9 protein-coding genes and 3 pseudogenes are annotated in these 12,743 nt (G+C 62.8%); 7 read left to right on the top strand and 5 right to left on the bottom strand.

Translation table 11 applies throughout. The features are described from left to right. Nucleotides 1-369: 369 nt before the first annotated feature. The 4 genes and pseudogenes from HC022_RS10560 to HC022_RS29090 all read left to right on the top strand — a co-directional run bounded on the left by HC022_RS10560 (nt 370) and on the right by HC022_RS29090 (nt 2,709). Nucleotides 370-1,428 (top strand): acyltransferase, encoded by a 1,059-nt coding sequence (locus HC022_RS10560; RefSeq protein WP_167452397.1) that lies wholly within the window; start codon nt 370-372, stop codon nt 1,426-1,428. Between the two features lie 67 nt (nt 1,429-1,495). Next, nucleotides 1,496-2,347: pseudogene (locus HC022_RS10555) on the top strand (IS5 family transposase); the annotation flags it as partial. Nucleotides 2,348-2,426: 79 nt separating this feature from the next. Continuing rightward, nucleotides 2,427-2,510, top strand: a pseudogene (locus tag HC022_RS29095) (transposase); the annotation flags it as partial. Between the two features lie 58 nt (nt 2,511-2,568). Beyond that, nucleotides 2,569-2,709: a hypothetical protein gene (locus tag HC022_RS29090; protein ID WP_254885044.1), complete on the top strand. Its 141-nt coding sequence runs from the start codon at nt 2,569-2,571 to the stop codon at nt 2,707-2,709. A gap of 241 nt (nt 2,710-2,950) precedes the next feature. Here HC022_RS29090 and HC022_RS29085 read toward each other — a convergent pair whose 3' ends face one another. Then, nucleotides 2,951-3,097 (bottom strand): hypothetical protein, encoded by a 147-nt coding sequence (locus tag HC022_RS29085; protein WP_254885043.1) that lies wholly within the window; start codon nt 3,095-3,097, stop codon nt 2,951-2,953. Further along, a complete protein-coding gene (locus HC022_RS10540; protein ID WP_254885042.1) occupies nt 3,087-3,353 on the bottom strand; it encodes a hypothetical protein in 267 nt (88 codons plus the stop codon). Before HC022_RS10540 ends, HC022_RS29085 begins: the two co-directional genes overlap by 11 nt. Nucleotides 3,354-4,467: 1,114 nt before the next feature. Here HC022_RS10540 and HC022_RS10535 point away from each other — a divergent pair. The 3 genes from HC022_RS10535 to HC022_RS10525 all read left to right on the top strand — a co-directional run bounded on the left by HC022_RS10535 (nt 4,468) and on the right by HC022_RS10525 (nt 10,507). Further along, a complete protein-coding gene (locus HC022_RS10535) occupies nt 4,468-7,512 on the top strand; it encodes a LamG-like jellyroll fold domain-containing protein (RefSeq protein WP_167452396.1) in 3,045 nt (1,014 codons plus the stop codon). 472 nt (nt 7,513-7,984) lie between these two features. Next, complete coding sequence (locus HC022_RS10530) at nt 7,985-8,950, top strand: glycosyltransferase family A protein (protein WP_167452395.1); 966 nt, start codon at nt 7,985-7,987, stop codon at nt 8,948-8,950. 21 nt (nt 8,951-8,971) lie between these two features. Then, entirely contained in the window at nt 8,972-10,507 is a 1,536-nt protein-coding gene (locus tag HC022_RS10525) for a hypothetical protein (protein ID WP_089957890.1), read from the top strand. A gap of 16 nt (nt 10,508-10,523) precedes the next feature. Here HC022_RS10525 and HC022_RS10520 read toward each other — a convergent pair whose 3' ends face one another. From HC022_RS10520 to HC022_RS10510, 3 genes and pseudogenes are all read right to left on the bottom strand, one after another. Further along, nucleotides 10,524-11,462 carry a glycosyltransferase gene (locus HC022_RS10520; RefSeq protein ID WP_167452394.1) on the bottom strand — a complete coding sequence of 313 codons (939 nt, stop codon included), beginning with the start codon at nt 11,460-11,462 and terminating at the stop codon, nt 10,524-10,526. Between the two features lie 93 nt (nt 11,463-11,555). Then, nucleotides 11,556-12,350 carry a CpsD/CapB family tyrosine-protein kinase gene (locus HC022_RS10515; RefSeq protein ID WP_008886798.1) on the bottom strand — a complete coding sequence of 265 codons (795 nt, stop codon included), beginning with the start codon at nt 12,348-12,350 and terminating at the stop codon, nt 11,556-11,558. Nucleotides 12,351-12,404: 54 nt separating this feature from the next. Continuing rightward, nucleotides 12,405-12,743, bottom strand: a pseudogene (locus tag HC022_RS10510) (lipopolysaccharide biosynthesis protein); the annotation flags it as partial.

The raw sequence follows: 12,743 nt of genomic DNA, 5'->3' as shown, positions 1-12,743 counted from the left end.
TACCGATGTCCTCGCCTTCCGGGATCTGGTCCAGAAGATCAGGGAGCAAGGGGTTGTCCACTGCCCGACAGTGGTTTGCGCAGCACACCCACGAGAGGGGCACTCGCGGCTAGATGTGAATTCCAACCCCCGGATTTCGCCGGTCGCCGTGTCTTCTGGGCGGACGCTGCCGATTCGCGGCGTGATACGCCGACTTCCATCTTTTGGCTCGACCGCGGACGGAACTCGTTGCAAAGACGCTTGTCCGGAGGACAAGATCGGCCAATTTTGGTGACAGGCTGCAAACCACCTTAGGAAAGTCGGTTGATGTCGGCTATACCCTTACCATTAGATTTAGCAAGGTTTGCAAAATGTACATTGAGCATCGCAATGGAGGCATCGGCGATGGTTCTGGGTGATCTGGCGCAAGGGCGCGACAACAACCTGAACCTGATCCGTGCCATCGCCGCAACCGCTGTCCTTGTCTCACATGCATGGCCGATTGCGCTGGGAGGGGAAACCCCCGAGCCTCTCTCAGGTCTCACGGGCCGATCTCTCGGAACATGGGCAGTCGACGTGTTCTTCGTGATCTCGGGTTTCTTGATCTCGGCAAGCTTTTCTCGTCGACCAGATGCAGGCGCCTTTCTGTCCGCGCGCAGCCTTCGGCTCTTTCCCGGCCTGTTTGTGTCGCTTCTGCTTGTCGCTTTCGTCATGGGGCCACTCGTCACGACGCTGCCGCTGGCAACCTATCTGAATGATCCGGACCTGAGTTGGTTCATGATCAGAAACATGGCCTTGGTTTCGCCCCTTTACACTCTGCCCGGAGTGTTCGAGACCAATCCCTATCCAACCGTCGAGGGGTCAATCTGGACACTCATTCATGAAGTTGTCTGCTACATGGGGGTTCTGGCGATCGGTCTTCTGGGCGCCTTTCGGAATCAACGTAAGATGGCGGCAGCACTCGGTCTCTATGCCGTAGCGTGGACAGCATACGCGGTTTTCGGACAGGGGTTGCATGCAAAGATTGACGCCTTGCACAGGTTGTCGCAGCCATTTGCGATTGGAGTTCTGTTCTTCTTTCTTCGCGACCGGCTTCGAATGACGGTTTGGGCAGCCTCCGGGCTATGGGGTGTGGCCTATGTATTCGCCGGTTCCGCCATAGCTTCACTTTTGCAGACCGCAGCCTTGGCCTACACGGTTTTCTTGTTGGCCTATGTGCCGCGGGGGCCTCTTCTCGCATACAACCGGATCGGGGACTATTCATACGGCATATATATCTATGCCTTCCCATTGCAGGGTCTGATGATTTGGCTGTTCGGTCCCATGACACCCGGGATGAACATCATATTGTCTCTGCCGATCACTCTCATGTTCGCCATCCTGTCGTGGCACCTTGTCGAAGCTCCGTCACTGGCGCTGCTTCGGCGGCGCTCGGCGCTTACCGTCTAGGAGGGCTCTGCTGCACAAATCGCGTGAGCGATTCATCTCGTGAATCCAGTATGCTAGCATGGGTTCCATGAGCCAACCTACACCCCCAGCCTACAAGACCAGGAACTGGCCAACTTACAATGATGCGCTCAAATGCCGTGGCTCTCTGACGATCCGTTGACCCTCAGTGCATTGCTCAGCAATGTCCCGAGAGGGATCAGCAGGTGCAGCGGGATCAAGCGTGAGGGCGAAGGCGAGTGGAACGCCCGCAGGCATGGCGGTCCCAAGCGGCGGGTCTGGCGCAAGATCCATCTCGGGATTGACGAGCAAACACTGGACGTCCGAGCCGTTCATTGCCCGGCAGGCGATTTGCATGGCAAATCTGCCGAGAGGGGAAATCACAGGAAACCCTATCGGCGACGCACCTGTTCTGCCCGATCTGCTCAGCCAGATCCCGGCGGATGAGCAGATCGGCAGCGTCACCGCCGACGGTGCCTATGACACGCGCAAGTGCCACGACGCTATCGCCGACCGCGGCGCACATGCCGTCATCCCCCCAGGGCTCCGCCCGTTCAGGGCTGAATTGATCCACCGGATCAATTCCGGGCCGCCCTTCACCTCCGCAGGAACGCCAGGCCCTGGAAACCCACGACAGCAAGCGCAATCGCGCGCAACGAGGCGCTTCGCGCGTCGAAATACCTCGGTCGCGCCATCTGGCGAAACGGGACCGGGTACCACCGCCGAAGCCGCGTCGAGACGAAACCTCTCGGGACATTTCCTTCGGAAATACCCTGCCGGTCAGTGGATGCACTGTATGAAACTGCTGGGCCAACGCCTCATGGCCCGGGATTGCGACCGTCAGGTTGCGGAAGTCCAAGTCCGTATCGCCGTCATGAACGGTTACACCGCGCTCGGCATACCCGTTCCTGTGGCCGTGGGTAATTCCGTCCGGGAAAAGGGGGAGCCCGATCATCAGCCGATTTGTGCAACAGAGTCTGGTCTAGATGTCAACTCATCGCCAGCACCGGACGAAGCTGAACTCGACCAACTCATTGGAAAGGTGTAACAAAGAGGTGAAGCGTCGCGCCGATGTCGTGGGCGTTCGGGCCTTCCTTCAGATCGGTTGCAGTCACGCCCTCACTCCCCAACGAGGCCTCAATCATGCGCCCGATCGGCGCGGTGCTCTTCGAACAGAATGACGAGTGGCAGACGGCAAGCCGCTACAGGATGGTCGGGGCCTTCGCCCAGATCGACAAGGAGGAGCTCGACCCCATTCTCAGCATCACAACGAAAGTCGCCTGATAACGCCTTCAGGCCATCCGGGACATTACACCGGCTTGACGGATGTGACCCGACCCGGCACATCTCGATCAGCTGCTGCCAGTCGCGGCTGTTGCGCGCAAAGCGCGACACGTCCCGCGCCGCGACCGCACCGACCTTGCCCAGGCAGACCTCGGCGACCATCCGGTCGAAGCCCGCCCGCCCGCGCAAGGCCGACCTCTGCGGACCGGACAAGGTCGTCGTCGGTCGTCTCGATGCAGGATCAGCCGAGCGTCGCCAGCCGGTCGCGCATCGCATATTGCAGAGCGCCGCTCTCGCGGTTGTGCAGCACCTGGTGGGCGGAGGACTGTCGCAGGTAGAGGATCGCCTTGCGCTCCAGGTGGTGCGAACTGATCTTCTCATGCTTCATGTCGTGCTTCCGTCCGGCGAGGCGCCTGAGCGCCGGCGGCGTGGTCGAGGATCAGGCGGGTCATCAGTTCGGTCAGCGTCGCCCGCGCCTCCTCCGGCAACGTCTGCCAGTGCGGCGCCGGGACCGGATCGGCGTCGCTGGGGCGGGTGAACAACCCGAGCTGTTGTGGTGCTGGTCGGCGTGGCATCGGCATCTCCCGGAATCGCCTGTTGGAAGCTCGATGCTGCGCTCGAACCTGGCATTTGCGATGCGCCATCACGAACGCCAGCCGTATCGTGCAGCAATGCCGCCAGAGCTCGCAAAGCCGCCACTGAGGCAACCGGCGTCACCCCGGCTTGCCAGCACTGGCAGGCCGCCCGATCGAACATCCAGACGGGAACCTCCAGCCGTCGGTCCGACGACATACCGCTCAGGCTACAGCGAAACGCAGCCCAGCCTGCCTTCGAGATCACGTCGTGCACGTGAACGGCTCGCCCGGTCCAGGGGTGCCAAGGGGAGAGCACCTCGCGCGCCTCGGTCCCGTGGGTGGTCTGTGATAGAGTTGTACAACATGGTCAGACTGCATTCAGCTCTCGGGCGCAGGACACCGGTCGAGGCCCATCAGGGCCCCGGCCTCAAGGCGGCAGCAGGATCACCAGGCAAGCTTAGCAGCGCAGCAAACCTGTCCGGGAAATCGCGACCGCCTCATTGCCAGAGGAATCTGTCGTAACGTCAGCTTTTTGCCCGACGTCTCATCCACTTAGGCGTGGTCCAGTGTTGCGCCTCAAAGTTTAGCTGCGCTGCGGCGAAAACTTGCCGAGTGTTGTGATTTGCGCGTTGCTGATCAGTTTTCGACCTTGACCAGGACGTGCCGCGCTGCGGTGGTCGGGCATGCCCGCAGCATGGGGTCCTAGTATGCATACAAATGGATGTGTTTCCAATCGCTTCCAAGATTGACCGAGGACGGCGCAGTTCGGACATGATGGGCACCGTACCTAGCCCGTGTCTATGCGCAGGGGCCGGGGGCCGCAATTTCGGCGGAAAAACGGTGTGCTGCGCATACCGATCTCGGCGTGAATATGCCGCCGACTTTAGGCCAAATTGCGAGGTTCGTGAGCCGGTGCTAGGAGTGGTCACCAAGTCTTAAGTCTTTCGTGAGACATTGAGAAGGTGGCCACCGTGTGGCCCTCAGTGAGTGACCAATACCTTTGGTATCCGTAGGCGCGTAGCTCGATCGTTATTGGGCTCGTGCCGGTACGATTTTCAGCCCCGTTTTTTTAGTCCTGACAAAAGGACCGGTTCTCACCGGGAGCTGGTCTTTTGCGGGCGTGGGGCAGTGACACTCTGAATCCGTAGGGACGGATTCGGCCATTACGAATGGAGCAAGAAGTATGGCAACCATAACCGTGGGCACCAGTGCCCAGCTCGCCCAAGCCCTGAGCGAGGTCTCATCTGGTGACACCATCGTCCTGGCAGACGGCAACTACGGGAACATGACGATCGCGACGGACTTCCCGTCGAACGTGACGATTACCGCGGCAAACCCGCTTGGTGCCGCGTTCGGAAGCCTCTCGGTCACGGGAAGCAATCTGACCTTCGACGGTGTTTCGTTGAGCGGCCGCCTGGTCGTATCCGATGCGCAGCACGTTGCGATCGTGAACTCGAAACTCGGATCCTGGTCTGATGTGCGCTACAGTCAGGATATCACGCTGAAAGGCAATGACGTTCCGGGCAGCATTCAAATCGATACGGTTGATACGTTCGATCTTTCCGACAACATTATCGGTCGTGTGCCGGGGGGCATCAACGATGACCTCGTCCGGATCGTGGGGAAAACGTTCAACGGAACCATCGAGAACAACACGCTCGAGGACGCGGCGCCCCAAAAATACCCTGACGGCACCTACACTCATGCCGACGGGATCCAGTTCCTCGCCCGCGGCGCGGACTGGCCGCACGACATCGCGATCCGGGGCAACCTGATCTACGACGATCCGTCGACCGGCGACAGTTCTCTCTGGATGCAGCCGCTCGCCATTGGCGGCTACAACATCCTGATCGAGGAAAACCTGATCATGGGTGGGACACCGAACACGATCATCGTTGCCAACTCCTCGGGCGGCATCGAAGTGCTCAACAACACCGTCCTGCCTTGGCCCGGCGGCGGCGGCGGCATCATTCGTGTCAACTCGACCACGAGCGGCGTTGTCGTCGACGGAAACGTGGCCGCGGGAATCCTTAACCAGGGCAACGCGATTGTCGGCGACAACTACGTCTATTCGATCAGTTCCGGTGCGGCGGACTATTTCGGCAAGATCCTCTCGGGTGACGGTCTCGACTGGCAGGACTACGTTCCCGTCTCCGGTTCCGCCATCGATTTCGGCTCCGGCTACGGTGCTCAGGAGCGTCTCCTCTACCTGCTCGAGAACGGCTGGACGCCCTTTGAAGGCGGAACCGAAGAGCCCGTCGTCGAGGAGCCGACTGTCGAGGAGCCGACTGTCGAAGAGCCCACCGTCGAAGAGCCCACCGTCGAAGAGCCGACTGTCGAAGAGCCCGGTGCGGAAAAACCCGCAGAAACGCCGAACGTCGAAGAACCCGGTGTGGAAGAGCCCGCCACCCCGACCGATGCGAGTGTCGTTCTTGCCTCGGCCGGGATGCACGAGATCAACGGCGCTGGCGACGTGATTGAGATGGCGCCCGACGCAGGCTGGGACGTCGCCGAGGGGACGATCCGCTTCAGTTTCAACGCGGATACGGTTTCGGGGCGCAGCGGTCTGGTGTCGCGTGACGCCTATGGCGATGGCGCGCATTTCACCTCCTACATCCAGAACGGAACACTATGCGTCCGCTTCCAGGACGCCGGTGTTGACACGACGCTGACGTTCAGCGGCATCGAGGCCGGGACCGACTACGAGGTCACAACCTGCTTCGGGCCGGACGGCATCATCCTGTTCCTGAACGGCGAGCAAGTCGCTTCGAGCGGAAACGCCGCAAGCCTCGAGGGCAATGGCCAGTACCTCCAGATCGGTGCGAACGGCTGGGCCAGCGAATCCGGCTCGGCGGGCTTCACCGACATCCTCGATGGCAGCATCGGCGAGGTCACCATCACGGACACCGCGATGACCGCGGCAGAGCTTGATGCGATGCTCGAAGGTTCGGAAGAACCGGCGGTCGAGACCCCGACGGAAGAGCCGACGGAGACCCCGACCGAAGAGCCTACCAAAGTACCGGTCGAGACCCCGACGGAAGAGCCGGTTGAGACCCCGACCGAAGAACCTGTCGACGCCACGGAGGTCACGCTGGTCCCTGGCATGGTCGACATGTCCAGTGCGGGGGACGTCATCGAATGGGCGCCAGACCACGGCTTCAACGCGGCGGAAGGCACGATCAGCTTCAGCTTCGAGGCCGACACGATCTCGGGCCGCTACGGCCTGCTTTCGCAGGACGCTTACGGCAACGGTGATCACTTCAGCGCCTATATCGAGAACGGCGACCTGAACATCCGCTTCCAGACCGACGACGGCGAATCCGTCCTGAAAGCCGACGTCGTGGCGGGCACGCTCTACGACGTGTCGATCGACTACGGCAGCGACGGCATCGACCTCTTCGTGGACGGCGCTCTCGTGGCGGAAAGCGACTTCGTCGCGGACCTGACGGCGAGCGGCCAGTACACTCAGGTCGGCGCGCTCGGCTGGGCGAGTGCGGACGGTGCGTCGGGCTTCACGAACGTCTTTGACGGGCGGATCGGCGAGGTCACGTTCGGAACCGCTACGGACGGAGTGGACGACTCGCTGGAAGGTGGGGCGACGCCGCCGCTGCTCGACGACATGCTGTACTACCTCGAGGGTGGAGACATCTCGAAGCCGGCAGATGTGACCGAGTTCGATCCGGGCGACGTCCTTGACCTGAACGAGGCCACCATCGCCTTCACCTTCGAGGCGGACCAGGTGTGGAACCCGGGCGGGTTGGTGAGCCGTGACGCCTCCGGAAACGGCGATCACTTCACGAGCTACATTGAGAACGGCAATCTCTACGCACGTTTCCAGAACGACGACGGCAGCAAGACGCTGTCCACGTCGGTCACGGAGGGTGTCGAACATTCGGTGCAGATGACGTTCAATGGCAGCGTCGTCACTCTCGCCATGGATGGCGAAATCGTCGATCAGGCCGACTTCGACGCGAGCTGGGAAAACAATGGCAACTTCATTCAGGTTGGGGCCAATGGCTGGGCCAGCCGGCAGGGGACTGCCGGGTTCGCCGACGTCTTCGACGGGTCGATCACCGACGTAATGATCTTCAATTCGGCGATGACCCCGGACGAACTCAGCGTGCTCGACACGGTCGACGTGGCTGCAGAGGCCGACATGCTGGTGCTCAACGCCGAGCTTGCGGACTCGTCGCAGAGCCTGCTGTTCTGGGACGACATCCTGGGCTGAGCTTGCCAACAGGATCCCCTGCTCTATCGAAGGATCGACGGAGCAGGGGCACAACAGAGTTTTCAGCGGGGGCGGTTCGCGGAAGCGAGCCGCCCTCGTTTCGTCTCTGTCGGAATACACCTCCAGATGCCGGACCTGGACCGTCTCGCAAAGCGCGGCATCTTCAATGTCCAGACGCCCTGCGAAGGCCGGAAAGACCATAAAACATTGACGGGTCCGGGCTCCTCGCGTAGCGTTTCGGAGCGATCCCGCGCAGCGGAGTCGTTGCTTTGTTTTGCCTGATATCGCTTCGGCGAAAGTTCATTTTGTAGATCCCGAGTGTCCGGATGGCCCGCAAGGTCCGCTTCGGCGTTGCCGGCAAGGGACATGTGTTACCGGAATTGCCAACCATGCTTTTCACCTCCGAAATTCATGAAATGGGTCTCCCCGACGGGCGGCTCGGTGCATCGCCGCGCTGCCGCGAGTGCCCGCTATGAGCGGAGCCGACCTGTGCATCATCATCCCCGTCTATAACCGTGCCGCGACCGTCGGACGTGCCATCGCCAGTCTGAAGTACGCCGGTCCCAATCCGGTCGAGGTCGTCGTGGTCGATGATGGCTCGAGCGATGACAGTGCCCAGGCTGCCCGCGCGGCGCTGGCGCTCAACCCCGATCTGCGGGGGCGGGTGATCACACAGACCAACGCCGGACCGGGAGCCGCGCGAAACACCGGGGCCGCGGCCACGGATGCTCGCTACCTCGCGTTTCTCGACAGCGACGACTACTGGCTGCCCGGGGCGCTGGACGCGCTCGTCGAGGCGATCCGCACGGCGGAAGCTCCGGCGCTGATCTTCCTCAAGACCGTGGATGCCGCGGATGGCGACACCCTCGCGACCGGTTCCGAGCCGATGACCGCTCGCAGCCATTCGGGCTTTCTCGAAGCGGTCGAAAGGGATCCGGGCACGCGCTACGGCTCGTGCAATGTCGCGGTCCGCGCCGATGTCTTTGCCGGCCTTGGCGGTTACGCCACGGACATCCGCTGTTCCGAGGACACCGACCTCTTCCTCCGCGCCGCCGCCGCCGGGCCGTGCATGGTTCTCGGGGGGCGCCCGCTTGTGGTGCATCACGTTGGCCGCGGCGACAGCCTCACCTCGAATTTCCCCTCCGTCCTCGAAGGGTTCGAACGCATGCTGCGCGCGGAGGGGGAGGGGCGCTATCCCTGTCTCCCGGGGGACTCCGACGCCAAGGCCCGGTTCCTCGGCAAATGCACTGCGCATACCATCCGCGAAGCCTTTGTCGCCGGCCGCCCAGCGAAAGGCTACAGGCTGCTCTTGCGGCACACCGGGCTTCTGGTCCGGGCGCAGAGCTGGCACTGGCTGATGCGACTGCCGATTTTCCCCCTGCTCTCGCTGATCCGGCCACAGTCCTACCCGATGCGGTGGGCGGCGGGCCGGGACTGAGAAAGCGTACAGGACAAGTTCATGACACTGGTTCCCCCCCGCAAACTGCGTGTGCTGGTCAATTCCGCGAGCGGCATTGGCACGGTGTTGGTCAACGTCATCTTCGTCTTCTGGCTCTACCAGTATCTGCTCGCGCGCGTGCCGGCCGAAGAGTTCGCGATCTACCCGCTGATTTCGATGCTCCTGCTGCTGGTGCCCTTCATCATCTCGTCCTACGCCAGCGCGCTCAGCCGGTCGGTGATCACCGCCTATTCCGAAGGCCGACCGGACGAGGTGATGCGGTTGCACTCCTCTCTGGTCTTCGCCCTCATGGGGTTCATCGCGGTGCTGCTGCTGGTCGGTAGCATCGGGGCCATGCACATCGACTGGTTCCTGAGCATCGACCCCGAGATGCTTGGCAAGGCGAAGATCATGGCGCTACTCGTGCTGATCGAGCTGTCGCTCACGGTTTTCGTGGTGCCCTTCACCATCGCCTACGAGGTCCGGCAGATCTTTTTCCTACGCGACGCGATCAACGTGGGGCTCAATCTGCTGAAGATCTGCCTGACCTTCGCCTTCCTCTTCGGCGTGAGCACCAGCGTCGTTTGGGTGCCGCTCGCCTCCTGCCTGACGGCCGGGGCCGCCGCAGTCATCAACATCATCGTGGCGCAGCGGATTCTGCCGGAGTTTCGCCCCGCGCTGCATCGCTTCAGCCTTGCGGCAGTGCGGGACATGCTGTCCTTCGGATTCTGGACCACGCTTGGCGGCGTCGCACTATTCATCCATCAGGGCGCGGCGATCTTCCTGTTGAACCTCTTCGGCACCCCGCAACAGGTCAACGGCTTCTTCATCGGCACGATCTTCGAACGCCGCATGACGAGCGTCATGGGCATGGCGCTGGCGCCGATCCAGCCGGTCATGGTGGCGATGGCGGCGCAGGGCAACCTGCCGCAGCTGGGCAAGACTTACGCGCGGGGCGGGCGCTATGCGCTGTGGTTGAGCATGGCCATCGGTACCCCCGGTATCGTCTACGCGCAGGAGTTTATCACACTCTACCTCGGGCCGGATCACGCGGCGACCGGTCAGGTGATGCAGATCATGTTCCTGACCTTCCCCTTCGCCTACGCCTCGGGCCTGCTGTCGCGCGTGGTCATCGCGCTGGGCGAGTTGCGGAGCTTCTTCCTGCACGCGGTGTTGTCCGGGCTCGCGATCGCCGCCGGGGTGTTCCTCGTGCTGACCCTGACCGACTACGGGCTCCTCGGAGTCGCGCTTGCGGTTCTGGCGGTACACATCATCTGGCAGCTCGGGGTGTTCTGGCCGATGGGGCTGAAGCTCACCGGGTTGCGCTGGTCGGAGTTCCTGCGCGACACGGTCGTGAAAGGCCTGCTTCCATCACTTGGTGGGCTCTGCATCTGGTTGCCGCTGAAATACGCTGGCCTCGCCGACGGCTGGGCCGGGTTCCTGTCCTGCGGATTCTTGGGAGGGCTCGCCTATTGCGCCACGGTGGCGCTGTTCTGCCTGACGCGCGAGGAGCGCTCGCAACTGTCGGCACGGGTCAGGGCGCGGCGCGCGACCTGACCCGGACCTTCGAACTTCAGCTCGGGCGGATCCGGTCGGCGAGCACGAGTTTCAGCTCGCCGCTGAGGATCCGCCAGTGCCGTCGCATCCAGCCGAGCGCAACCGCCGTTGCACGGGCCCGCTGCGGTACAGGCATCGGGGTGACGAGCGCTGCGCGCAGGTAGCCGAGCCCGAGCCGGATATTGGTCGCCGGGAACCGTTTGCCGCGCTTGGGATCGAACCATGCGGCGAGCTTGCGCTCGACCTCTGTGCCGCTTGAGGCAGTCTTCTCGGCCGAGATGACCGACCCCTCGTCGTGGCTGCGGCGCAGGAACAGCGGCCGCTCGATCTCGAGAAAGTCACCCTTCAGCGCCAGCTCTACCAGAAGAAGGTGATCCGAACGCGGCCAGTTCGAGATCAGACTGCTGGTCTCAAGCGCGCTGCGGCGGATGAGGCCGAAGACCGGAAAGCACATATGGATGAGCGACGAGGTGTGGTCGCCGGGTCCGATCAGCTCGTCGAGCCGGGTGGCGGGCGCCTGGCCGCCGCGGCGCATGGCGGCATCATAGAGCCCCAGCGGCGTACCTTCCTGGTCGATGAGGAGTGTCTGGGGATAGGCGAGCGCGGCCCGGCCCGCGCGATCATTCTCGAGCGCGGCGGTGGTTTCCGCCAGGAAATCCGGCGCGAGCATGTCGTCGTAGGCTGCCCATTTGAAGTAGCGCCCGGTGGTCTCGTGAAAGACGTAGTTGAAGTTCCCTGCGGCGCCGATGTTGCTGGCGTGGCGCACGTAGCGCACCCGGGGGTCCTTGGCGCAGAACTCTCTGGCGATCTCGGCGGTGCGGTCGGTCGAGGCGTTGTCGGCGATCAGCAACTCGAAATCCTCAAAACTCTGCTCAAGGATCGAGGTGATGGCGCAGGCGAGGTATTTTTCCCCGTTCCAGACGGGCAGGCCGATAGAGACCAATGGCTTCGTCATGATGGCAACCTATGAATTCAAGTCAAAATGCGTCTTTCATAACGATCCAAGGGGGACGCAACGGAATTGTCGCGACTCCGGCGCGCGGATCGCTCAGTGATAGTCGTAGTTCGAGTGCTCTATGCCAAAGCGGCACTTGTTGAGTACGACGCCCGCGATGTTGCAGTGCTGGGACAGCTCGCGCTCGGTGGCGTCGATCTCGGCGATGGTCGTCTGCTCGGCCGCGCCGACGATGATGACGCAGTCCATCAGGTGGGCTGCCGCCATGGCATCGTCGCTGACGAAGAAGGGCGGTGAGTCGAAGAGCATGATGTCCGGCGCGAACGTGCGCTCGATCTCGTCGATGCAATCGCGGGCGCGCGAGGACTTGAGCAGCTCAGAATCCCGGTTGTGCCCCTTTGCGCTGGCCGACACCGCAAGGTTTCCGCCGATCCGGTACATCTGTTCGGCGGCGGTGACCCCGCCTGACAGCAGTTCCGTCACGTCGTGTTCGGGGCGCAGCCCGAGGGCGCGGCCCAACCCGGAACGGGGCTGGTCGAGGTCCATGAGCACGCTGCGACGTTCCACCTGACGCTGGATCGCCAGCGCCAGCCCTGCGCTCACGGTGGTCTTGCCACAGCCCGGCGTCGGCGAGGTGATCATCACCCGCTTCCAGCTGTTCTTCTGCGCAAGCTCGAGCAGCCGGGTACGCAGCAGGTCAAGCGCGGCGCGGGCTGGGCCGCGCGTGTTCACCGCGATGCGGTTGCGCTCCAGATGCTTGGGGTCGGGGGTGAACGAGGCGAGCGCGTCCCAAGCCTGTGTCTTGTCGGCGGGAAGGCGGATGCCCGGGGCGATGCCCGCGCTGCGTTGCTGCCGTGCCTGTGCGATTGCCGCCTGTAGCTTGTCCATCTCGTGACCTCTCTGTCTTTGTGCACCGTTGCGAAGCGATGGGCGATTGGCCCCTCAGAGCTTCGCGTGGGCCATGATCTTTTCGGCGAGCTGTTCCAGCGGCAGAAGCTGCTGGTCGACCGCCAGCAGCCCTGTAACCAGCGCCAGGACGATCATCGCCAGTGCGGCGACACCATACCGTCGCCGTCCCCATCCCCAGGACTTGCGGGGAGGCTCCACGAAGGGCAGCGTGCCTAGCGGCGTGATGCCGAGCTTCTTGGTCAGTTCAGACGGCTGCCGGATCTTCGGATGCAGGAATTCGAGCAGCAGGACCATCGCCGCGCCGAGGAACAGGCCTGCGGCCACCGCGCCCGCCGCGATCATCAGGCGCCGCGGCTTGGCGGGGTTGGTCGG

The sequence above is a fragment of the Salipiger sp. HF18 genome (assembly GCF_011806505.1).
In the GTDB taxonomy this organism is placed as follows: Bacteria; Pseudomonadota; Alphaproteobacteria; order Rhodobacterales; family Rhodobacteraceae; genus Salipiger; species Salipiger thiooxidans.
This window is presented reverse-complemented; position numbering and strand designations above follow the sequence as displayed.

Bases quoted from the DNA above. Each gene is read 5' to 3' on its own strand.
- HC022_RS10560 (WP_167452397.1), top strand. From the start codon at position 370: ATGGAGGCATCGGCGATGGTTCTGGGTGATCTGGCGCAAGGGCGCGAC.
- HC022_RS29090 (WP_254885044.1), top strand. From the start codon at position 2,569: ATGCGCCCGATCGGCGCGGTGCTCTTCGAACAGAATGACGAGTGGCAG.
- HC022_RS29085 (WP_254885043.1), bottom strand. From the start codon at position 3,097: ATGAAGCATGAGAAGATCAGTTCGCACCACCTGGAGCGCAAGGCGATC.
- HC022_RS10540 (WP_254885042.1), bottom strand. From the start codon at position 3,353: ATGGCGCATCGCAAATGCCAGGTTCGAGCGCAGCATCGAGCTTCCAAC.
- HC022_RS10535 (WP_167452396.1), top strand. From the start codon at position 4,468: ATGGCAACCATAACCGTGGGCACCAGTGCCCAGCTCGCCCAAGCCCTG.
- HC022_RS10530 (WP_167452395.1), top strand. From the start codon at position 7,985: ATGAGCGGAGCCGACCTGTGCATCATCATCCCCGTCTATAACCGTGCC.
- HC022_RS10525 (WP_089957890.1), top strand. From the start codon at position 8,972: ATGACACTGGTTCCCCCCCGCAAACTGCGTGTGCTGGTCAATTCCGCG.
- HC022_RS10520 (WP_167452394.1), bottom strand. From the start codon at position 11,462: ATGACGAAGCCATTGGTCTCTATCGGCCTGCCCGTCTGGAACGGGGAA.
- HC022_RS10515 (WP_008886798.1), bottom strand. From the start codon at position 12,350: ATGGACAAGCTACAGGCGGCAATCGCACAGGCACGGCAGCAACGCAGC.